At 67.6% G+C, this 20,846-nt stretch carries 24 protein-coding genes; 7 read left to right on the forward strand and 17 right to left on the reverse strand.

The window, feature by feature from the left end; all coding sequences use genetic code 11:
* Positions 1–132 precede the first annotated feature (132 nt).
* Together P3T39_RS30845 and P3T39_RS30850 are read right to left on the reverse strand one after the other, a co-directional pair.
* Complete coding sequence (locus P3T39_RS30845) at positions 133–786, reverse strand: response regulator transcription factor (RefSeq protein WP_280702506.1); 654 nt, start codon at positions 784–786, stop codon at positions 133–135.
* Positions 774–2,021 (reverse strand): histidine kinase, encoded by a 1,248-nt coding sequence (locus P3T39_RS30850; RefSeq protein WP_280702507.1) that lies wholly within the window; start codon positions 2,019–2,021, stop codon positions 774–776. Before P3T39_RS30850 ends, P3T39_RS30845 begins: the two co-directional genes overlap by 13 nt.
* A 178-nt stretch (positions 2,022–2,199) precedes the next feature.
* Between P3T39_RS30850 and P3T39_RS30855 the strand changes: the two genes are divergently transcribed.
* On the forward strand, positions 2,200–2,352 hold the full coding sequence (locus tag P3T39_RS30855; RefSeq protein ID WP_218206587.1) for a hypothetical protein: 153 nt from the start codon (positions 2,200–2,202) through the stop codon (positions 2,350–2,352).
* 28 nt (positions 2,353–2,380) lie between these two features.
* On the opposite strand, the gene P3T39_RS30860 is transcribed toward P3T39_RS30855, so the two are convergent.
* From P3T39_RS30860 to P3T39_RS30870, 4 genes are all read right to left on the reverse strand, one after another.
* Complete coding sequence (locus tag P3T39_RS30860; RefSeq protein WP_280702508.1) at positions 2,381–3,592, reverse strand: alpha/beta hydrolase; 1,212 nt, start codon at positions 3,590–3,592, stop codon at positions 2,381–2,383.
* 267 nt (positions 3,593–3,859) lie between these two features.
* On the reverse strand, positions 3,860–4,096 hold the full coding sequence (locus tag P3T39_RS37660) for an ATP-binding protein (RefSeq protein ID WP_348534410.1): 237 nt from the start codon (positions 4,094–4,096) through the stop codon (positions 3,860–3,862).
* Positions 4,047–4,703 carry an ATP-binding protein gene (locus tag P3T39_RS30865; RefSeq protein WP_348534411.1) on the reverse strand — a complete coding sequence of 219 codons (657 nt, stop codon included), beginning with the start codon at positions 4,701–4,703 and terminating at the stop codon, positions 4,047–4,049. The genes P3T39_RS37660 and P3T39_RS30865 overlap by 50 nt, the downstream gene beginning before the upstream one ends.
* Positions 4,700–5,614 (reverse strand): hypothetical protein, encoded by a 915-nt coding sequence (locus tag P3T39_RS30870; RefSeq protein ID WP_280702510.1) that lies wholly within the window; start codon positions 5,612–5,614, stop codon positions 4,700–4,702. Before P3T39_RS30870 ends, P3T39_RS30865 begins: the two co-directional genes overlap by 4 nt.
* Positions 5,615–5,983: 369 nt before the next feature.
* On the opposite strand from P3T39_RS30870, the gene P3T39_RS30875 reads away from it, so the two are divergent.
* A complete protein-coding gene (locus P3T39_RS30875) occupies positions 5,984–6,586 on the forward strand; it encodes an SMI1/KNR4 family protein (protein ID WP_280702511.1) in 603 nt (200 codons plus the stop codon).
* Between the two features lie 141 nt (positions 6,587–6,727).
* Here P3T39_RS30875 and P3T39_RS30880 read toward each other — a convergent pair whose 3' ends face one another.
* The 5 genes from P3T39_RS30880 to P3T39_RS30900 form a co-directional block, all read right to left on the reverse strand.
* Entirely contained in the window at positions 6,728–8,281 is a 1,554-nt protein-coding gene (locus P3T39_RS30880) for a hypothetical protein (protein ID WP_280702512.1), read from the reverse strand.
* Complete coding sequence (locus P3T39_RS30885; RefSeq protein ID WP_280702513.1) at positions 8,278–8,601, reverse strand: helix-turn-helix transcriptional regulator; 324 nt, start codon at positions 8,599–8,601, stop codon at positions 8,278–8,280. The genes P3T39_RS30880 and P3T39_RS30885 overlap by 4 nt, the downstream gene beginning before the upstream one ends.
* The gene (locus P3T39_RS30890) at positions 8,598–9,668 is read right to left on the reverse strand and encodes a tyrosine-type recombinase/integrase (RefSeq protein ID WP_280702514.1); all 1,071 of its coding nucleotides are present in this window, start codon (positions 9,666–9,668) and stop codon (positions 8,598–8,600) included. The genes P3T39_RS30885 and P3T39_RS30890 overlap by 4 nt, the downstream gene beginning before the upstream one ends.
* Positions 9,669–9,783: 115 nt before the next feature.
* A complete protein-coding gene (locus P3T39_RS30895; protein ID WP_280702515.1) occupies positions 9,784–10,536 on the reverse strand; it encodes an HTH domain-containing protein in 753 nt (250 codons plus the stop codon).
* Positions 10,537–10,798: 262 nt separating this feature from the next.
* Positions 10,799–11,896, reverse strand: a complete 1,098-nt coding sequence (locus P3T39_RS30900; RefSeq protein WP_280702516.1) for a hypothetical protein — start codon at positions 11,894–11,896, stop codon at positions 10,799–10,801.
* A gap of 221 nt (positions 11,897–12,117) precedes the next feature.
* On the opposite strand from P3T39_RS30900, the gene P3T39_RS30905 reads away from it, so the two are divergent.
* On the forward strand, positions 12,118–12,378 hold the full coding sequence (locus tag P3T39_RS30905; protein ID WP_280702517.1) for a hypothetical protein: 261 nt from the start codon (positions 12,118–12,120) through the stop codon (positions 12,376–12,378).
* A gap of 235 nt (positions 12,379–12,613) precedes the next feature.
* Here the strand turns inward: P3T39_RS30905 and P3T39_RS30910 are convergent, their stop codons facing one another.
* The 4 genes from P3T39_RS30910 to pip form a co-directional block, all read right to left on the reverse strand.
* The gene (locus P3T39_RS30910; RefSeq protein ID WP_280702518.1) at positions 12,614–13,030 is read right to left on the reverse strand and encodes a hypothetical protein; all 417 of its coding nucleotides are present in this window, start codon (positions 13,028–13,030) and stop codon (positions 12,614–12,616) included.
* A gap of 325 nt (positions 13,031–13,355) precedes the next feature.
* Positions 13,356–13,763, reverse strand: a complete 408-nt coding sequence (locus P3T39_RS30915; protein ID WP_280702519.1) for a hypothetical protein — start codon at positions 13,761–13,763, stop codon at positions 13,356–13,358.
* A gap of 384 nt (positions 13,764–14,147) precedes the next feature.
* Complete coding sequence (locus P3T39_RS30920; protein WP_280702520.1) at positions 14,148–14,303, reverse strand: hypothetical protein; 156 nt, start codon at positions 14,301–14,303, stop codon at positions 14,148–14,150.
* 110 nt (positions 14,304–14,413) lie between these two features.
* Complete coding sequence (gene pip, locus P3T39_RS30925; protein ID WP_280702521.1) at positions 14,414–15,370, reverse strand: prolyl aminopeptidase; 957 nt, start codon at positions 15,368–15,370, stop codon at positions 14,414–14,416.
* Positions 15,371–15,660: 290 nt separating this feature from the next.
* Between pip and P3T39_RS30930 the strand changes: the two genes are divergently transcribed.
* The 4 genes from P3T39_RS30930 to P3T39_RS30945 all read left to right on the forward strand — a co-directional run bounded on the left by P3T39_RS30930 (position 15,661) and on the right by P3T39_RS30945 (position 18,859).
* Positions 15,661–16,311: a hypothetical protein gene (locus P3T39_RS30930; protein WP_280702522.1), complete on the forward strand. Its 651-nt coding sequence runs from the start codon at positions 15,661–15,663 to the stop codon at positions 16,309–16,311.
* Complete coding sequence (locus tag P3T39_RS30935; protein ID WP_280702523.1) at positions 16,308–16,745, forward strand: hypothetical protein; 438 nt, start codon at positions 16,308–16,310, stop codon at positions 16,743–16,745. Before P3T39_RS30930 ends, P3T39_RS30935 begins: the two co-directional genes overlap by 4 nt.
* Positions 16,746–16,976: 231 nt before the next feature.
* The gene (locus tag P3T39_RS30940; protein ID WP_280702524.1) at positions 16,977–18,176 is read left to right on the forward strand and encodes a tetratricopeptide repeat protein; all 1,200 of its coding nucleotides are present in this window, start codon (positions 16,977–16,979) and stop codon (positions 18,174–18,176) included.
* A 368-nt stretch (positions 18,177–18,544) separates the two neighbouring features.
* A complete protein-coding gene (locus P3T39_RS30945) occupies positions 18,545–18,859 on the forward strand; it encodes a hypothetical protein (protein WP_280702525.1) in 315 nt (104 codons plus the stop codon).
* A 118-nt stretch (positions 18,860–18,977) separates the two neighbouring features.
* On the opposite strand, the gene P3T39_RS30950 is transcribed toward P3T39_RS30945, so the two are convergent.
* Both P3T39_RS30950 and P3T39_RS30955 read right to left on the reverse strand, forming a co-directional pair.
* A complete protein-coding gene (locus tag P3T39_RS30950) occupies positions 18,978–20,174 on the reverse strand; it encodes a tetratricopeptide repeat protein (RefSeq protein WP_280702526.1) in 1,197 nt (398 codons plus the stop codon).
* A 93-nt stretch (positions 20,175–20,267) separates the two neighbouring features.
* Complete coding sequence (locus tag P3T39_RS30955; RefSeq protein WP_280702527.1) at positions 20,268–20,840, reverse strand: SMI1/KNR4 family protein; 573 nt, start codon at positions 20,838–20,840, stop codon at positions 20,268–20,270.
* Positions 20,841–20,846: the final 6 nt, after the last annotated feature.

The raw sequence follows: 20,846 nt of genomic DNA on the forward strand, positions 1-20,846 counted from the left end.
CCTTGATCAACTCTCTTGGTCGAAAGTTGATCTACCGGGGTTCCGTTGTGTTCAACCCCCTTGACTTGCCGCCTTCAGCGCAAACTCAACGGCGTTGACTCCAGCCGTAGATCGTGATCACGGATGGGAAGGTCAGGCCCGGGACGCTCCGAGGAACCGCAGCACGGCCAGGACGCGGCGGTGGTCCGCGTCGACCACGGGCAGGTCAAGCTTGGCGAAGATGTTGTTGATGTGCTTCGCCACGGCGCTCTCGCTGACCACCAGCGCCTGCGCGATGCCGGCATTGGAGCGCCCCTCGGCCATCAGGCCGAGCACCTCCCGTTCGCGGGGGGTCAGCCGCGCGAGCGGGTCGCTGTCGCGCCGCAGCAGCAGCAACTGGGCGACGACCTGCGGGTCCAGGGCTGTGCCCCCGTCCGCCACTCGCCGGACCGCCGCCACGAAGTCGGCGACATCGGCAACCCGCTGCTTGAGCAGGTAGCCCACACCGCTGGTGTTCGCAGACAGCAGGTCAGCCGCGTACCGCTCCTCCACGTACTGCGAAAGCAGCACCACCGGCGTCCCCGGCCAGCGCCGACGGATCTCCATCGCCGCCCGCACCCCCTCGTCGGTGAAGCCGGGCGGCATCCGGACGTCGATCAAGGCAAGTTCGGGCCGGTGCTCCGCCACTGCCGCCAACAGCCCCTCCGCGTCGCTGGCTTCCGCGGCGACCTGGAACCCGCCCATCTCCAGCACCTTGATCAGGCCGACCCGCAACAACACCGAATCCTCGGCGATCACCGCGCGCACGGCAGCTCCGCGGTGATGGTGGTGGGCCCGCCAACGGGGCTGCTGACGTGGAAGGCCCCGTCGAGGGAGCCGACCCGCTTGGCCAGCCCGGTCAGCCCCGTGCCGGCGGCGGCGTCGGCACCGCCCAGCCCGTCGTCGGTAACGCGCACTCGCAGCACCTCGCCGACCTGACGGACTATCACCTCTGCATGCATCGCGTTGGCGTGCTTCGTTGCATTGGTCAGCGCCTCAGAGATCACGAAGTACGCGACTGACTCCACGTTGGGCGCCACCCGCTCCTCCAGATTGACCCGCAGCCGCACCGGCAGGGGCGTGCGGGCAGCCAGCCCGGACAACGCCGCGTCCAGACCTCGGTCTTCGAGCACGGCCGGGTGCAGCCCCCGCACCAGGTCATTGAGTTCGGCGATCGCCTCCTTCGCCTCCAGGTGCGCTCTCGCGATCACCTCGCGGGCATCACTCGGCAGGTCCGGGCGGGTGGCAATGGCCAGACCCAGGTTGACCGCGAGAGACACCAACCGCTGCTGGGTGCCGTCGTGCAGGTCACGCTCGATCCGGCGGCGCTCCGCGTCGACGGCCTCGATCAAGTCGGTCCGGCTCACGGCCAGCTGATCGACCCGCTCCTGGAGCCGCTGCGCCCGGCTGGGCCCGAGCAGGACCAACGCCAGCCGCGCCTCGGCCCGGGCTACTGCCCGCGCGGTCCAGGGCAGGGCGCACAGGAGGAGGAGTCCAGCCGCTGTGTAAGCCGGCAGCTGGGTCAGGTAGCCGAACCAGTCCTGGCGGATTCCGGTTGGCAGCGCCCATGACCAGGCGTAGGCGATGACGCCCGCCAGGCACGCCGCTGCCACTGCGAGCACCAGCAGCTCCAGCAGCGCGAGCAGCGGGCCCAGCAGGAGGTGGTAGCCGATCTTGCGCCAAGGCCGCGTCGCCGCGAGCCACCGGGCGGTCGAGGCCCACGTCCATTGTTCCGGCGCGGTGGGGGTGAGCCGGGGGACGTCCACGCCGATGAGCACCCGGTAGCGAGCCCGCTGAACGGCCGTCAGCACCGGGGTGCCGAGCAGGACCAGGGCGGCCGACATGGAAACCGTAAGGAGCCAGTTCCCCGTCCTGGCGGTAGTCGCCGCCGCCCAGGCCCACACGGGCACCAGCGCCAGGTGCGGCAGCACACCAGCGGCAAGAAAGCCGGTGTCCCGCCGCGCCCGGAGGACCGTGCGTCTCAGTCCAGCTGGAATCGTCATGGCACGACGCTAGGGCACCGCAGGAGGACGGTGCCATGAAACCTGTACCCGATCTCATGGTGAACCTAGTACCAGCTGTAGATCTTGATCTTGGCCTGTGGGCGGACAGCATCTCGGGTCGGTAGGTCGGCTTCTGCTGGCCGCTGGCAGGTAGACCGGGCCCGGTGGAACAGGCACTATGCCCCGGTGCGAACGCGGTGGTGATCAGCGCCAGTTCGCCTCCCGCGACGAACTGGCCGCGGCCATCGACACCTTCGTCTTGGCCTACGACGAACACGACGCCAAGCCCTACCGCCGGACCTACGACGGCAGCCCACTCAAAGCCGCATGAACCCCCGAAGGATCAACGCGGCGCTGCACTAGGACTGGAAGGCTACTTCCGGATTGTTCGGCGAGGGGCCGTCCAGCAGCGAACTGTGGATCCCCTTCAGCGTCTGGTCGAAGAACGCCGTCACGTACTCGCGGGTGATCACCACCCCGCGTTCCGGGGAGAGGGGCCCCGTCGGGAACCCGGCCTGCTCCTGAAGCACGTCCAGGTCGGAGAAGCTGAAGTGGTCGGCGCCGGCGACCGTCAGCCACTTCTTGTAGCCGCCGAGGGCGGCCCAGGCCCGCCCCACGATGCCGTCGCCGCTGCCGGGCGTGTGGCCGTCGCTACCCAGCATGAGGAAGGGCCGGTTGATCTGGCCGGGCATCGGGACCGGGTGGAAGGTGCCGTCCATGTCCACTCCGGCCCGTACTCGCGGGTCGGCGATCATCGTGGCGGCCGCCGCCGCTCCGCCGAGGGAGTGTCCGGCCATGCCGATCTCGTGCTTGTCGATGAGGTGTGCCAGGCGCCACGCGGTGTTGCCGTGCGTCAACTGGTCGATCACGAAGGACACGTCCCGCCCGCGGCTGACAGCTTCGGCGTCGAAGTCGATCGTTTCCGGGTGGTCGCAGATCGCGCACGGCGGCGTCTGGCCGTTCGCCAGCGTCTCGCCGCTGTCCTCGTAGGTGTGGCCGACGAGCGCGACGACGTAGCCGTGACTGGCCAGGTCGGTCGCGAGCGAGGTGAGCATCATGCGCGGGTTCTCGGACGCGGCTGAGAGGACCACCAGCGGATGCTTGCCGCGTTGCGGCCGCGCGCCGTCGAAGGCGTGAGTGGTGACGCTGGAAAGGGTCTGCGGGGTGACGCCGTAGCTCGCCGGCATCTTCCGGCGCTCGGTGATTCCGGCTGCCTCGGCGACGGTCATGTAAGGGGCCGGAGTCCCGGTCCCGGGGACGGCGGGGTAGACCATCGTGACGGTCAGTTGGCGGGGGCCGGACGACGGCACCCACGGGTCGAGGCGGCTCGTGTCGGTGAGGTGGATGATGTCCTCGCCGGCGGCGTAGGGGCCGATCGGCGCGGGGAGCGTGCCGTGGAAGGACGGCGTGGGCGCGGTGGCCGTGGCCGTGGCCGGTGCGGTGTCGAACGCGTGCGTGGCCACCGGTGTGGCCGACGGTGTGGTCGTGGCGGCGAACCCGGCGCCGGTTCCGGTGATGAGGGCGGCGAGCGTCAGCACCGCGACAGCGCTGATACGGCGATTGCGTTTCATGGGATCGACGCTAGGACACCTCGACGGGGGTCTGCCATGAGCCTGGCACCCGAATCCATGGTGGCACCAGTGCCACCGTTGCTGATTCTGTAGTCGGACAAGAGAGGCGCGTTGACGATGCCGTTCTCCTGGGTGAAGGCGGCGATGAGGGACTGTCAGGCGATGTTGTTGACCGCTGCCCACCCAGCCCCTGCCCAGCCCTCATGTCCACCCCCGGTGACGCCGACCCCGCCTACGTGCTCACGCAGAGATTCGTCCAACAGTGCGTCAGTTCGGGGCTGGGAAGAGGGATTCCTGGGTGGCCTGGTAGCGGTAGGACTCGGTGCCGGTCTGGATCAGGGTGCAGCGGAAGGTGATCCGGTCGGCGATGGCCGCGCAGAGGCGGGCGTCGCCGAAGGTCTTGTCCCATTCGGTGAAGGGTGAGTTCGTGGCGACCGCGGTGGCCTTGCGCTCCTCACGCTCGGTGAAGATATTGGAACAGCAGTTTGGCTCCCTTGCGGTCAAGGTTGAGGTAGCCGAACTCGTCCAGGCACAAAAGGTCGATCTTGCTGTAGCGGGCGATGACAGAGAACAGGCGGCGGCTGGCGTCGGCTTCGGCGAGCTCGTTCACCAGCGCGCTGGTGGTGGTGTAGCGCACCGACAGGCCGGTCTCGGCGATGGCGGTGCTGATGCCGATCAGCAGGTGGGACTTGCCGGTGCCGGAGTCGCCGATCAACACCAGAGGCCGGCCTTCGCGGACCCAGGTCGGGGACTTCAGGTCCGCGACGACCTCGGGGGTGATGTTCGGGTTCTTGGAGAAGTCGAAGTCCTCCAGCCGCTTGGGCCGCGGGAAGCGGGCCAGCCGCAGCAGCCGCTGCTGGCGGCGAAGGTCGCGATCGGCGAGCTCAACCTGCAGCAGGTCCAGGAGGAACTGCTTGTAGGTGGCCTGTTCCCGCCGGGCGGTGGCGGCCAGGTCGATGAACCGCTCGCGGAACGCCGGCAGGCGAAGCTGCCGGCATGCCTCGTCGATGAGCATGTCCTCCGGGTCACCGGGCAGGGAAAGCCTGCGGCCGGGGACTTTGCCGGTGTCCGGCTCGTCGTCCTGGTCGGTGACGGTGATGGTCGGGATCATGCGCCGTGGCCTTTCTGGGTCTGGCTGTCGCGGCCGGCGACCGGGCTCAGCAGCCGGTCGTACTTGCTCATGTCGGGCAGTGCCGGGCGTGGGTCGGGCGGCAGACGGCGGGCGTGCAGGGAGATCACCTGGGCCCCGGCGCGAGCGGGTGGGGCCGTGGAGCCGTCCGCGGCCTCTTCATCGGCGCCGGCCAGGAGCTCCGCGTCGTCGGCGTCGGTGCCCTCCATCGCCTTGCGGGCCTCGATGGCGACCAGGTCGGTGGAGACCGACCCGATGCGAAGGCAGGTCTCCATCGCCGCGACCAGCGCCTCCGGCGGGAGCTGGCGGTGCAGCAGCAGCACCTCGATCAGCATCCGGGTGCCCTCGCGGTCGCCGGCCTTGTGCTTGGCCGCGGCCCAGAACGCCTCGTGGACCTTGGTGAAGCCGCCCTCCGCGCGGGCCTGCGCAAGCGCGGAGGCCCCGGCGAACGCGCCGGGCTTGACCAGCAGGATCTCCAGGTAGTGGTCCAAGAGGTCGTGGTAGGTGTAGCGGCGCGTCAGCCTGGGATGGCGGGCGACGACCTTGCGCCCGTCGAACACCCACAGCTCGTTCGCCCGCAGCTTGACACGCACCTTGGTGCCGATGAACTTCGCCGGTACCGAGTAGTAGCACTGCCGCACCGTGATCCGGGAGTTGCGCGCGACCGTCGGTGTCAGGTCGATCCCGCAGTCGTAGCCGTCCGCTGGCAGCGGCCGCAGCCGGTCCCGCTCGGCCTCGAAGTCGAACCCGATCGAGGTCGGTCGGCCGTGGATGTGCCGTGCGTCCTCCGCGACGTCGATCGCGGCTAGACGCTCGTTCAGCTCCGCCAGCGAGTCGACCGCAGGAGGCGGGACCAGGTGCTTGCGGCGGAACCGCCCGCCCTCGTGCTCCACCCCGCCCTTCTCGTGGGCACCGTCCTCGCCGGGCGCACAGTAGAACGCGGAGAACTGGATCTTCCGTGAGTTCAGAGATTCTGAAGTGTAGGCCGGGCGAACCCACGGAAGCCTACGTGCTATTGGGGTATGGCGAGGCCGAGTTCGGTCCGGAAGAAGGCGGGACTGCTGGGTCGGTGTCCGCGTACTCGTTGAAGTGCAAGCCAAGTACAGATGAACGTGCTCAGCGAGATGGCCGCCAGGGCCTGTGTGTGGTTGTGAGCAGTCTTCGGGTTCTGTCCTCATCCGGCGGGCGAAATCCGGTACGACGGAAGGATGGACAATGGCACAACACGGGCAAGGACGCCCCGACCCGATGGGAGCCGTAGCGTGAGTGACGACCAGTCCGCCGCAATCGCCGCCATGGCGAGCATCGGAGAAGTGCTGTCGTGCATCGGGCCCACCCGCGGGGACGCTGTCGACTGGAGTGCGGCGGAGAAGGTCCATGGAACGTCGTTCCCGGCCGACTACCGGGCTTTCGTCGCAGCCTTCGGCAGCGGTTCGATCGAGGAGATGGTCGGTGTTCACATCCCCGCCGTCACTTCGAACGAGCTGCAGGTCATCGCGGTCTCAAGGCTCTCGGAGGCAGCACTCGCGGACTACGCGGTGAACCAGTGGGCTCCCGCAGAGAGGGGCCGGCACCGGCTGGAGGACCTGCTCATCTGGGGGGGAACAGTCGCGGCCGACACCCTGTGCTGGATCACGACGGATCCGGACCCGGACCGATGGCCGGTCGCGGTGTATTCGCGCGGGACCCTCGAGTGGTCGGTGTACCCGTGCGGCATGGCCGAGTTCCTACTCAAGCTCCTGCGCAACGAGTGGCAGCCGTGGCCGATCAGCGACGACTCGCTCCAGGACGTGGTGAACCCGCGCTTCCTGCACGACAAGGACGAGGCGGCGGGATGGGAGTCGGGCAACAACCCCTGGGAGTAGCTGATCCGTTCGGTGACATCCCCTCGGGGTGGGATGTTGAACAAGGCCGGGCCTGTTGGGGTGGTGGCCCCGGTCCGTATCTGCCGGTCGCCAGATACGGACCAATGAACCGTGCTGCCAGCGGGGCGTCGAAGTGGCTGCTCAGGGCTTTCTTTCGGTCTGTTCTGCGGCAGACTCGGAGGCTGCATTGGCGTAGCGGAGGCTGGCCCTGGCGCTGAGTGCGAAGACGTGGGCGAGGTGCAGGGGGTCGGCTCCGGTGGCGGCGGCCTCTTCGAGGATGCGGTCCTGTCGGAGTGGGTCCAGACCGACGGGCAGCCGTTTGACGAGGCGGTCGAGCCAAAAGGTGCCGACTGCTGTCGTGGTGGTCGCCGTGTTTCGGCTGGTCAGCAGGTGGGGGTTGGTGCTGTTGGGCCAGCGGCGGCGACGGTAGGCCAGGTAGTCGGCGATCGCCTCGGCGGTGTAGTCGTCCAGCGGCCGGTCGAATCCGTCCGGGTCGAGGCGGCGGCCGGCCAGGTCGACCTCGTCCAGTTGGAGCGCACGGATGCGCCGGGCAGGCAGTGCGTGGACGCCCGCGAGGGCGACGACCACGCGCAGGGCGGGATCTTGCCGGGCAGCGAGGGCGACGGCGTCGACTTCCTGCTTGGTGAGCGGAATCGGCACCGATGCGTGGTTCTTGCCGGTTGTCACCCCTCGCATCGGGTTGGCGAAGACGAGCCGTTCCTTCTTCAGCACGTTGAACAGGCTCCGCAGGGCACTGGCCTCGTGCACCCGGTTGGGGCGGTCGGCCAGCCAATTGGTGACGTCGCCGCGGGTGACCTGACGCAGTGTCGTGTAGGTTGACGTCCGCTCGCGCAGGAACGGCCGGACCAGCCTGAGCTGGGTAACGACCGTGGATCGGGAGCGAGGGAGCCGGCGCCGGGTGCCGTTGCGCGAGATCGCGACCCAGACGTCGACCTCGGCCCGTATCCCGGCAGGAAGGAAGTCCAGGCGCCTGTCGCACCAGGTCTGCAGGGTGTCGGGTCGGTCGTCCAGCAGCACGTCCAGGTCCTCGAAGACCTCCAGGACGTGGTTGGAGGGGATCGCATTGTGGGTGAGTTGGGCGATCGTGGAGGCTCGGATCGGCTCACCGATCTCGTGAACCGCGCAGAGGATGCGGATCCCCCTGCGGACGGAGCCGAGCGTGCGCGGAGGCCAGCCTCTCAGCTCGGCGATCCGTGCGGCGCGCGCCTCCAGGACGGCGGACAGTTCCGGGTCCAAGAGCGGTGCCAGGCTGCTGACTCCGCGCAGGTCACGGGCCATCTCGAACAGCGGCAGCTGCCTCCAGCGCGACCGCACGGAGTGCAGCCGCCGGTCCGGTGGCCCGTCCACGGTGTTCTGCGGACGGGGCGGCAGGCCGCCGCGAGAACGCAGGGTACCGATGATGAACAGCTGGTGGCCGGTGCACGCGGCAACCGTCAGGTCGACGCGCGTCTTGTTGTCCGGCCCGGCGATCAGGCTGGCCTGCCGACGGCAGAGCCGGCAGACACCGTCCTGGACGGCCACCTTGCGGTCGCAGACCTCGCAGTGATCGCCGGTGGCCTTGGCGACGAAGCCCCAACATGCCTTGCAGCGGGGGCGGTCGAGCCATCCCCAGCCCAGGCAGTCCCGGCAGCTGCGGGTCGCCCAGGGACGGCGGCGACGTATCGGCGCGCTCACAACGGCGGCCCGGACCGGCCCAGACGGCGACGAAGCACGAGCGAGCTGCCGCCCACCACCTTCCGCTCGGCCTGCTCATCCACGTTGTCCGGCTGGCGGTGGTCGATCGGCTCGGGAACCAGGAGGTCAGCGGGCGTGCACTGCAGCACCGAGCAGATCACGTCCAGGTCATCGAGGCGGACGGTCAGCGGGCGACCCGACCACAGGTACGACATCTTGCCCGCCGAGATGACCAGCCCGGCATCCGCGAGCATGCGCTGCAACTCGGACGCCTTCCAGATGTCGCGCTGGGCGGCGACCATCCGTAGGTTCCACTTCACCGTGTCCTCCCGAAGCGTGCGGCGGCCCGCTGGCCGGCCCGGACCCACGCGTCCTCGACGTGGGATTGCTCGACGTGAACGTAGATCATGGTGGTGTTGAGCCACTCGTGGCCGAGGATTTCCTGGATGGCCACGACGTCCATGCCGTTGCGGTAGAGGTCCGAGGCCGCGAAATGCCGCAGGACGTGCGGCGTCAACTGGCCTATCTGGTGCGGGAGATGGCGCGCGACAGCCTCGGCAAGCCCGGACCGCAGCCCGTCGTCGGTCACCGCCCGGCTGGAGCCGTCGCCGTAGCGGCGCTCGGGGGGAAACAGTGGGGCCATCGGGTCCTCGGCCCTGTCGTCGAACTCCCAGCGAGGGCCGGTGACCCACCACTCCAGCAGGTCCCGCGAGCCGTTGATCAACGGAACGAGCCGCTCCTTCTTCCCCCGGCCGACACTGCCCTTGCCCTTGAAGAGGATCTTGCCGAACCGGCCAAGGTCCCACCGGACGTCACCGATTCGCAGCAGGCACAACTCCGAGATGCGCGGGCCGATCAGACTGGTCAGGCGGGCGGCGGTGTAGTTCCGCGCGGCCGGCGCATACTTGCGCGCGGCCTCTATGTCCGCCCGCCACCCGGAGAACAGCCTCGTCGCCTCATCCGCCGAGGGCGGGATCCGCAACCGCGAAGCGGTGCCGCCACGAGGCCGGTTGACCTCGTCCAGCGGCGACTCGACGACCGTGCCCGTGGCCGCGTGGATCGCCGCCTTGTGCCTCAGCTCCAGGAACTCGAAGTAGACGGCAAACGCGGCGACCTGGCGGACCTTGGTGCCCGGTGCCGAGCCGCGGCGGTGCCGGCCGAAGTACCGGTCCAAGTCCTGCGGCTGCATCTCCCACAACGGCCGGCCGAACCACTCCCGCAGCCCGAGCACCCCGCCGACGTCTGCACGGATCGTCTCGTCCAGCACCCCGGCGGAAGCGCGGGCGAGCACGAACTCCGCCAACAGGTCCTGCTCGAACGCGGCGACCGCTTCGGCGGACTCCAGTCGCAGATCGGGCCGCAGGTCGCGCACGACGGCCAGCGCCATCCGTCCTCCCCTTCAGCTTTCAGGCGGCCTCACCATAACAGCTGATGAGACTTCAGGAATCCTGAGGGATGGACGGAATTCACCAGCGTGGGCGCAACCTCGATAGACCTGCAGATCAGGCGACTGCCGAGGCCACCAGAGGGCTGGATCGGATCAACGAACCCACGGGAACATGGACATACCAGGACTTGAACGACGCCCACCGCGCCGACTCCAGCCTGGAGCGGCCGAACAGCACCTGCTTGACCGCCGGCTTCAAGTTGTCGTAGCGGATGTGCACCGACGGCACCCCGCCCAGCACGGTGAACGCCTCGACGTGGCCTTCCAGGAACGCCTCCTGGGACGCTGTCGCGTAGACCCGGTGCACCGCCTTGCCCGAGTAGGAAAGCCGCAGCGTGAACAGCACGCACTTGCGCCGCTGCCCGGCCAGGTCCAGCCAGAAGTCCGCGAAGTCGACCTCCGCCTCCTCGCCCGGCCTCTTCGCCTGCGGCACCATGCCATCGAGATGCCGTCGGCCCTCCAGAGCCTCCGCGCGGATCTGCGGGCGCCGCTTGGACACGTAGTCCCAGACCGTGGTCGAACGGGCCAACTCGAAGTCGTGCTCCGCAGCCAGACGCTCCATGATCCGCGGGATCGTGTGCTTCTGCTTCGCCGGAGCGTCCAGGTCCTCGCGCAGCATCGCGTCGATAAAGCCCTTCACCGGCTCCAGCACGCTCTTGCGCGGCGGCGGCGCCTTGCGCCTCGGTGGCACCGGCGACTCCAGCGCCTTTCGCACCGTGTTCCGCGAGACCTTGAACCGAGCGGCGAGCTCCCGCCCCGACAGCCCCTGCTCGCGATGAGCCTGGCGGATCCCACGTGACCTGTGCACCAGCGGTCTCCCTGACCTGGACCGTGATCAACAGGCACAGCGTGACGGCCAGACGGCGCAAACCTCCACGATTACTCCGAAAGCGGCATGTTCCACACCATCACATCGGCTGGCTCCCGATCTCACCGGAGAACCCCTGGCTCCCATTCACCCCGAAGCCGTGGCTCTATTTCACCCCGGTAAAAACAGAAGCGCCCTCCGCGTTGCAGCGCGTTGCACAGACCCGACCGGCGAGGCGGGAGCGCTGGGAACTTCAAGGACGTCAGTCCTCCCGCGCGTTGACCATCTGGAGCGCTTCCATCCCGATGAACGCAAGGAAGCCGAAGGAGATGGCGCCCCATACCATCCATTCCTGACCGGAGGTGCGGCGCAACAGGAGTACCCCGGTGCCGAGGATCAGCATCCCCATGACGCAGAAGATGATATGGCGGTGGTAACTGCGCGGCGGGTCGTAATGGTCGACACCCACAAGGGCCGGCTCGACGAGCACGGCATCGGCTGTCAGGTAGCCGCTGCCCCGGGCCAGCCGCGATGCTATACCCCCAGCGGTCACACGGAAGCTGGCGAACCGGTCCAGGTACACCCACGCAACACTTTGCGGCGAGCTACCGGTCGGCAACCACCCGCTCTCGCGGGCCGTGTCGAAGGTCGTGCCGATCTGATCTGCGAGCTCGACCCACTGCTGCACGCCGGTCAGTTGGGCCAGATCGGCGAGCCGGGGCAGGACGTCCGTGATCCCCACCGGGCCCGACCCGCCGGTTTCGATCGGGCGGGGGTCGAAGAGCAGGACCAGTCGTCTCAGGTAATCGGCCAGGTCGTGCCAGCACTGCGCCGGGTTGTCTCCGTTCTTGGACGTCCCCGTGGGCAGTTTCTCGTCCAGTTCCGCCAGCAGTGACTCTGCCTTCAATGACGCGACCAACCGGGAGTCGAGGGCTTGGACCTCGATCGTCCGGAGCATGGCCTCGGCCTCGGCCGCGTTGGCCTGCAGCACGTCGCGGCTCTGCGGGTTGGAGCGCTGGATCAGGTCCGTCCGGCCAGCCTTCTCCAGGTGCCGGCGAACGGCCGCCCACTTCAGTTCCCACTCCCCTACGTCTTCACCGCGGTACCCGGCGAGCGCGGCGACCAGGCCCAGGGGTGGGAGCTTGTGGGCGTTGAACGCCTTGGAGAACTCCGACGTCGACCATGGGAGGGCTGTCTTGAGATCCTTGAGGGTCTGGTCCCTCTTCAGCTTCTTCAGCTCTCGCGCGAACTCGCGCAGAATCGGATCAAGGCCTGCTATGTCCAGACTCTTCTCCGGTCGCCCGCGCCGCCGGCGTACCGGTCCTCCCGCGTTAGTGCTCGAGTCCCCATCTGCTGACATGCCCTCAGGCTAGCCAATCAGCGCGCGACGGGTTAGGGCTGTTCACCAGCTCACCGGAAGGGAAGTTGCCATCGTCCCCTGACCTGCAGGAAAAAATTCGCACGGCCTTCGGAACCGTCTCCTGCGAACCGGAAACAAAGATCGGTTCTAAGGCCTTCGGCCCAGGGCTACAACCGAATCAGACCCCGAAAGGCGGGGTCCGACTCGGAAGGCAGGACACCATGACCATGCACCGGAAGCTCCCTCAGGACAACCGCTACATCGACATGATCGTCCTCCTGGCCATCCTGGCCACCGGCATCCTGCTGGTCCTCTTCCATGTCCCAGCCGATTCCCTGGCCACCGTGGCGGCCGCCCTGTCCGCGGTCTACGGCACTTGGGCCAGCACGCGGCACGCACCACCTTCGGGCAACCAGTCCCCTCACAGCGGCAACCCGCCCGCTCCGACTGGCACCACCGAAACGAAGCGGCCCGTCAGCTGAGCCAGCCGATCGCCGGGCGGGGCGGCTCACGCCGTCCCGCCCGGCGATCTCACTGCTTCGCGCTGCCAGGCAGTGCGAAGCATCCCACAGGGCCGAACTGATAGGGATCACATGATCAGGCTGCGGCCCCAATCGTAACGCTGTCACGAATCAGATATCCGCTGACCCGCAGGAGAAGGGGCCGAGCAGGACAACCAGGGAGGACAGGGGTGTCGGCGCGGGGCAGTGAGATGATCTAGCAGAAGACGGTGGTGTAGTAGCCGTTGTGAATCGTGGACCAGTAGTGCCAGTCGACGCCCCAGGCATAGCCAGTACTGCTGTCGCCGTAGGGCGCGAGTTTCACCGCCCAGCTAGTGAACTTTGACAGCGCGCCATTGACCGTGACGGCCGGACAGACCACCACCCATTTGTTCTCACAGTTGATGTAGTAGTGGTTCATGGGCGCGCCTCCAGGACTACTGGGGTTGAAGCTCGTCCAGCAGGGGCTGTACCAATCCGAGGCGTACAGGCCGTCGATGGTGTCCGGTGCCGAGCCAGTGTCCTGGGGCCGCACGACGCTTTGAACACTCGTGATGCTGCCGACAGTGCTGCTTGTATTGGCGCTAGCAGAGCCTGCCAGTGTAACGACGGTCCCGGCCACGATCATCGCCAAGAGCCCAGAGAACGTTTTCCGCAGCATGGTGGACGCCTCTCACGATGTGGAACCAGGTACCACAAGCGGGACCTGGTGGGACAACTAATCGTGCGCACTAGAAGCCCCGCTGTCATCAACCCAGCGTGATATTCGGCCACGCGTCCGCGTCCTACCCCGAGACGGTGGTGGGGGTGGTTGGGTGGTCGGCCGTCAGTCTTCGAGGTGGCGACGGAGGGCTGCTTCGCGGGCTTCGGTGGCGGCTCGGCCGTTGAGGGTGGTGGCGGCGCGCTGGCTGGCCGCCACGGCATTGGAGCGCGCGTGTGCTCGGCTGCAGGAAGGCCGGTCAGGAGGTCTCGCGAACGATCCAAAAGCGGGATTGGCGGTACGCAGTGCCGTTGGGGTCGTCAGCCGCGACGCGAACCGGAGTGTGGAGACACACGACCCGACCGCCCAACTGCTTCTCCTCGGCCGCCAACCACCGCGACTGCCAGAGCATCGCGGCCGCCATACCCGCCAGAAACATGCCGACCGGTATCCCCGTCGCGTAGCTGGCAGTGAGTCCGATCAGCAGTACCAGGAGCAGCGGCTTGGTGAGGCTGCGGGAGAACAGGTCGAAGGTCTTGTCCCCCGCGACCATCTCAGCGGTCGGCGGAGGAGGAGACAGTCGTTCCAGCCTCGTCTCGTACCAGGGCCGACGGACCTTCAGAAGTCCCCAGAACGTCGTCACGAAGAGGATCAGAGTGGTTCCCACGCTCGTCGCGGGGTCCAACTGGTGGGATCCCCCCGTGTAGGCCGGCACGCAGCTCACCAAGCTCACAGGGAGCAGCAGGGACGCCTGAATCCGTACCGACGCGACGAGTCCTACCAGCCGCAGACCACCGCTCACGAAGCATCCCCCCAACTCGACCAAGATCCGCACGATCCTAACGCCGACGAGACGCCCACCCGGGCCTACCCCGTCACCGCCCAGCGGTTCCCCCGATACCGCCACCGCCCAGGAAGAGCAGGACCCCGGCACGGACCTTTACCTCACCGGGCTGCATCATCGCCTACGCACCAATGACACTTCAGTGAGAGAAGATCAGGACATCCAGCTGAGACTTCGCACCCGCATTCGACCCGAGCGGCCGCTGACCTACGCCGGGCAGACTGGTGAGCCGCCGACGACCAGAGAGTGGTCGATCAGCTCGCACAGCCGGGGCAGGTCGGCGGCCAGGTCGCCTGTCGCGGTGCCGGGCGCGGAGGCGGTAGCCGCGCCGATCGCGGCCAGTGCGACGCGCTCGCCGAGCACGATTTCCCGGGCGAGGATGCGCTCCAGGGCCCGCGCGTACGTTCCAGACAGCGCCGGCTGCCTTCGTCCCCGGACATCCCGGGACGGACACCCAGGGGAGCGGCGGCGGTTCACCGGTCCTTGAACTCCTCGATGGTGTCGCGGACCAGTCGCATCATGCTCTCGCTGCCGACATGTCCGGAGTCGTCGGAGATGTGCAGCCGCGCGTCCGGCCAGGCCCTCGCCAGCTCCCACGCGGTCCGCGGCGGACATCCCATGTCGTGCCTCCCGGTGACCACCAGTCCCGGAATACCGGCCAACTTGCCGGCTTTGCGTATCAGTTGGTCCTCCTCCAACCAGGCGGCGTTGCTGAAGAAGTGGGCGCAGATCCGGACGAACGCGATCTGCTCGTCGACCTCCCGGTCGCTGTACATGCCGGGCACGCCGTTGGGCTCACCCGTGATGACCGCGTCCTCCCAGGCCAGCCAGTCGGCGGCGGCCTGCGCCCGGATCGCCCGGTCGGGGTTCTCCATCAGCCGAGCGTACGCCGCCAGCAGGTCGCCGTCCCGTTCGTCCTCGGGGACACCCTCGCGGAACCGGTCCCACGCCTCGGGGTGGAACCGTCCGGCGCCCCGGTACAGCCAGTCGATCTCCGATCGGCTGGACGTCATCACAGCCTGGAGCAGCAGCTCGCTGACCCGATCCGGATGCCGCTGCGCGTACGCCAGCGCCAGCGTCACGCCCCAGGAGGCACCACTCACCAGCCACTTCTCGATGCCGAGGTGCTCGCGCAGCCGTTCCATGTCATCGATCAGGTGCTGCGTGGTGTTCAGGCGCATGTCCGCCGCCGGATCGCTGGCGTGCGGGGTGCTGCGCCCGCAGTTGCGCTGGTCGAAGCGGATCACCCGGTAGCGTCCGGGGTCCCACGCCCGCAGTGGCCGCCGCGGCGATCCCGCGCCCGGGCCGCCGTGGACACTCACCACGGGCTTGCCGTCGGGGCTGCCTATCTGCTCGAAGTAGACGCAGTTGCCGTCTCCGGTGTCGAGGAACCCGGTGTCGTAGGGATCGGTCGGAGGATAGAGGGCCATGACTGAAGATCCTACGAGAACGATCGTATGAACGGTCAGCGATTTCCCCCACTTCTGAGGCTTCGTGGTCACGGAATGGGCCAGGGGCACGGTCATGAGTCCCCAAGGGGAAGTTGACCACGGCGAAGCCTCGAATACCCCAGATCAGGTGGTTTGACCTGTGAGTGGTCGTTCCATCCGAATCGTTCAGGTTCCCCTTGGACATCTCCGGGCCGGGTTGAGGGTCCTGACCCTCTCGGAGTCGTCACCGTCCCTCGACCGACAGGCCGAGAGGTCGACGGACACCCTGGATGGCAAGGAGAACGTTCACCGTGGTCGACAACGTCGAGATCTACGTCCACTGGTACGCGGGCCGGTCGAAGAACCAGCTCGCAGCCTCGTTGGGGGTGGACCGCAAGACCATCAGGAAGTATCTGGCGCCGGCGGAGGCGTCCGGAATGGCCCCGGGCGGGCCGCCCATGAGCGAGGCGGACTGGGACAAGCTGATCAAGAGCTGGTTCCCGGAGCTGGCCCGGCGCCGGCTGAACCAGGTCACGTGGGCGGAGATCGAGCCGCACCGCGACCTGGTCAAGGGGCTTCTGGAGACGACGACGGTGACCACGATCCACCAACGCCTCAGATATGAGGGGAAGTTGGCGGTGTCGTTGTCGACGTTCCACCGGTGGGTGACCGAGAACCTCCCGGACGAGTCGGCCCGCTCGAAGGTGACGGTGCTGCGGGACGATGTCGAGCCGGGCGCGGAGGCCCAGATCGACTACGGCTTCCTGGGACAGTGGATCAACCCGTCGACCGGGAAGCGGCACCGGATCTGGGCGTTCGTGATGGTGCTGCCCTGCTCGCGGCACATGTTCGTCCGCCCTGGCCAAGCTCTACGACCTGCGCTCACGCCTCATCCACGGCGGCGGCCTGTCCGAAAAAAGACCTCCGCAAGCTCATCATGAGCATCCCCACCGTCCCGGACGACGCAATGTTCGGCGTAGCCCTCGCCTTCGCCGTCGACCGGATGCGCGACCTGGTCCGCCGTTCCTTCCTCGCCCGCCTGTGCCTGGTATCCGGAACAACGCCCCTGTGGCCCTTCGCTCAAAGCACACCCGTCGACGCCGCCCTCGCCGACGACACCACCCGCACCCACTGGCGAACCCACTGGCACGACCAACTCACCGCCCTCGGCACCCCGCAGCCGCCGACCCCGCAACCCCCGGCGCCGACCCCATCACCCGACGCAGCACTTCATGACACCCAGCAGCTCCTTCTGGAGCTGAAGTTACAACTGCACAGAATCCCGCTCCATCTCACACAATCCGCGATTCCCACCACAACCATGAAGACAAGCAGGCCACCAGCCCGCCGAAGACAGCCGACCGAAGATCAATGATCAAGAAAAAGGGGCAGCCCGAACCGCGAAGCCCGAAAGACACTCCCACTCGATCTGCGAAACACCAGCTCACAAACAAGATCAACAAGAGAACCAGCCGCCAGTCACAGCCGGCTGACGGCCGCGTGCTGGCCACTGCCGGTCGAGCGGCTGTCACATGGTCTCCGGCTCACGTCAGTCCGCACATCGGTACGATCATCGCCGCATCAGGGACCGGGCGAGGGAGCGGGCATGTTCGCGGGACTGCGGGATCGAGCACACAAGCGGGACCTTCGGCTTGCCACCGAACTACACGGCGAGGGCGACCGGCTGATGGCGAGGGCGCGCTGGGCGGAGGCCGAGCGGGCGTTGCGGCGGGCAGTGGAGCTGCGCGCCGCCCGGCTCGGTGCCGAGGCCGCACCGACCCTGGAGACCCGCGGCCGACTGGCGACCGTGCTGAGACAGCTGAGCCGGCGGGACGAGGCGGAAGCCGAGCTGCGCGATCTGCTGGTGCACTGCCCGGCCGTGCTGGGCGAGGATCACGCGATCACCAACGAGGTACAGATCAGTCTCGCTAACGTCCTGATCACGCAGAGCCGTCCCGATGAGGCCGCGGACCTCGCGCTGGCCGTGCTGCGCCGGCATCCGGCCCCGGACGAGCTTGGCCTGGCGGCCTGGGACACCAAGCTCAGGGCACGCGCCGCCCAGGGGCGCCACCGCGAGGCGGCCGAGGAAGCCCAGGCGTTGCAGGCGCAGAGCGCCCATGTGTACGGCGAGAACCACATCCACACGCTGAAGGCCGGCTCCGACCGGGTCCAGAACCTGATCTACCTGGGGGAGTTCGAGCTGGCCGAGTACGAGTGCCGCGCGCTCATCGACCGGCACGGCAAGCAGGATCTGCTCTGGCTGGCCGTCATCAACGCCCTCGTCATCGCGCTCAACGGGCTCGGCCACCACGACCAGGCCGAGATCACCGCACGACACGCACTCGAACAGCAGGCCCAGGTCGCCCAACCGAGTGGCGACATGCGCCTCAGCCTCAGCCTCGGACTCTCCCGCAGCCTCGGGAGCAGCGGACGCCACGAGGAAGCCCTGCGCGTCGCCTCGCAGGCCAGAGCGGAGTTCCTGCACACCCCGGGCATCCGGGTCACTCTCACCGCGCCGATCGCCACTGTCACTGCCAAGGCCCTACTGGGTCTCGGACGGCTGGAGGAGGCCGAGGCCGAGGCCCGGCGGGCGGTCGCGTTCGCCGAGTCCCACCTCAGCCCGATCCACCACAGCTCCCTGGAGGCCGCCACAACGCTCGGTAGCGTGCTCGCCGCCCAGGACCGCCGCGCCGAGGCCCAGGAGCAACTCACCCTCTGCGCCACCACCTGGCGCGAGCACTACGGCCCCCGCCACCCACGCACCATCGCCACCGAAACCAAACTCGCCGCCCTGCTGCGCCCCTGACCCGCCAGCACGTACCGCCGCTGTACGGCGGGCGCTCGGCGTGGGCGGTGCAGGCGGCCTGCGCCGAGGACGTCAGCGCGCAGCGTGGTGGTCGAGCCGTTCGGGTTGGCAGCCCCGCGTACCAACGCGGCCCGGCCCGGCGCTCTCGCTACCGCTGTCGTCCGGACCGGGCCAGCCGTCCTGGTCGTGGCCGTCGTGGTCGGCGTAGATGGGGGTGCAACGCGGACTGCGTTGCACCCCCATCCCCGCCAGACACGGAACAGGTATCCACCTTCGGCCTGACGGTGCGACAGGCTAGCGTCACCGGAGACTGCTGCCCGACCAACCGACGCGATGAGTCGCGCTTCTCCACCCAAGGACCACTGGCAATGAGCCCCGACGCGCTGTTCGACGAGATCGCCTCTGACCTTGCCGCACGCGGCGCCACCGCTGGCGCGATGTTCGGCAAGCGAGCACTCAAGGCCCACGGCAAGGCGTTTGCCTGTCTCAAAGGCGACGCGCTGGCCTTCCGGCTGGGCAACGCCAGCACTGCGCATGCGCAGGCGCTCGCTCTGACCGGCGCCGAGTTGTTCGACCCCTCGGGCAAGAAACGTCCCTTCAAGGACTGGGTCGCCGTTCCCGTCACCCACGCCGATCACTGGCTCCGCCTCGCCGAAATCGCGCTCAACAGCACCACCTCCTGAGCTGCCGCTCGTGCCCTTCCCTGCGACCCGTCGCAGGCCTCCCCCGCCCCGTGGGCCCGGGCGACGGCTGCGAGCGTAAGGTGCCGACCGGATGCGGTCCTCGGTGAAGGCGGCGCGGCTACCGCAGCATGTCGAGCTTGGCGGTCGCCGCCACCGTCATGGAGTGGTCCGGCCCAAAGTGCTTGTGCCAGCCGGAAACACAGCTCTCAAGCTGGTGCTGTGCCTCGGTGCGCTGGCCACAGGCTGCGAGGACGGTTCCGAGCAGCGTCCCTGCTTCCAGCGCGGTGTAGTGGACAGCGCTATAAGTCGACAGTGCGTTGGCGAGGGCTCGGCGGACTTCGCTCTCCGCCTCCTCGAACCGTCCAAGGCCAAGCAGAGCAGTGGCGGTCACAATCCCGAGCGCGGCCTGGAGAGTCGCCCAGCTCCGGGGATCCGCCAGGAACTCCGTCTTCGCGTCCTCGGTTATCTGGAGCGCTTCCATATTCTGACCACAGGCGGCGAGGACCCGGGCGAGGCCGAGTTGCAGGACCAGACGCACGCTGCTGAGAGCAGGAATGCCTTTGTGGGCGTGCTTGAGCGCGGCCCGTGCGGTGGCCTCGGCCTCTTCGTAGCGCTTCATGCCCACAAGAGCCAGCACCAAGGCATTATTGACGGCCAGCCAGAACAGATTCCCAGTCGGGAGGATTCCCATCACGGTCCGGCACTCGCTCTCCGCCTGGGCATACTCGCCAAGGAAGATCAGATCCTGTACGCGGTCCGAGCGGACCTTCAGCGTGAGAAGACCGTGCTTGCCGTGCATGGCAGCGTAGTCCTCCGTCAACGGCAACGCTCCGTCGGCCGCCTCCCGGTGACGGCCCTGCGCACTGACGGCCCGAAGCCTGACATCCGCAGCCCTGAGGCGGAAGTCGTCCCTGCCATGACGCACGGCGAGCACCGCCAGCGCCTGCTCCTCCGCCTCCGCCGGACGGCCCGTAACGATGAGGTGATTGGCCAACCTAATCTCGGCCAAGCAGGTGGTGTCGTGGCCTTCGCCAAGAGCGGCCCGGCTACGCGAGACAACCTCGCGCAACTTGTCCACCGCCTCACCCTGAAAGCCGAGCTGACGCAGCGCCTCGGCCAGAGAGATCTCGGACTCCAACGTCAGGGCAGCCTCCGGCCCCAACCGCTCGGCACGCAGCCGCACCGCCTCCTTGAATGCGCGCTCGGCCTCCTCAGGCTGCCGCTTCCGCAGCAGCTGAACACCCTCCTGATGCAAATCAGCAGCACGCCGGATCTCCCGCTGCTCAGCTCTACGCTGCCACCAGCCCGCGATCATATTCCATCCCTTTTTCCGAATTTGAGAAGATCGTACTGGCGACGGGTCAAAGGGCTTCCGCGGGCACTAGACGCAATACCGGTGATTTGAAGCTTATGCCGTCCAGTTCCAGTCTCCCTGCGAGGACCACAGTGGAGCGTTTGCCGAAGCGGGAATAAGCTCGGACATCATCCGATAGCCCCCGGTCAGCAAGGTGGCCAGGAAATCGGTCATACAGCAGCCAATCCTATCCCATTCCTCAATTTCCTGATACCAAATAACCACTGGCCATTTATCGGGATCGTCACCCTCTGTCAGCCAGAAGCATCGAGAGCCGTTCGCATTATTTCCCCAAGCCAAAAGTCCGCCAGCTTCAGGAAAGACCGGGTATGGCTGCTCGTCGGGATCGTCCTCATAGGCGAGAGCTAGCTCCTCGGCGACCTGGGCCGTATCCCACACAAAGCCCTCGAATCCGCTTGGTGAACCTTTCGAGCTGGGTCGCAACGACGGGATCCAGAGGGATAGTTCACCTAGAATCCGGACTGACCCATATCGGTTCACAAACTCCTTGTAGTCAGACGGGAGCTGAATATTGATTCGTTCCGGTGCGAGCTCCCATGGAACTTGGGCGGGAATAACTTCCGGGGCGCCAAGGATCTGCGATAGCCGTTCTACTGATAGATTCATCTATTG

The sequence above is a fragment of the Kitasatospora sp. GP82 genome (assembly GCF_029892105.1).
GTDB lineage: Bacteria > Actinomycetota > Actinomycetes > Streptomycetales > Streptomycetaceae > Kitasatospora.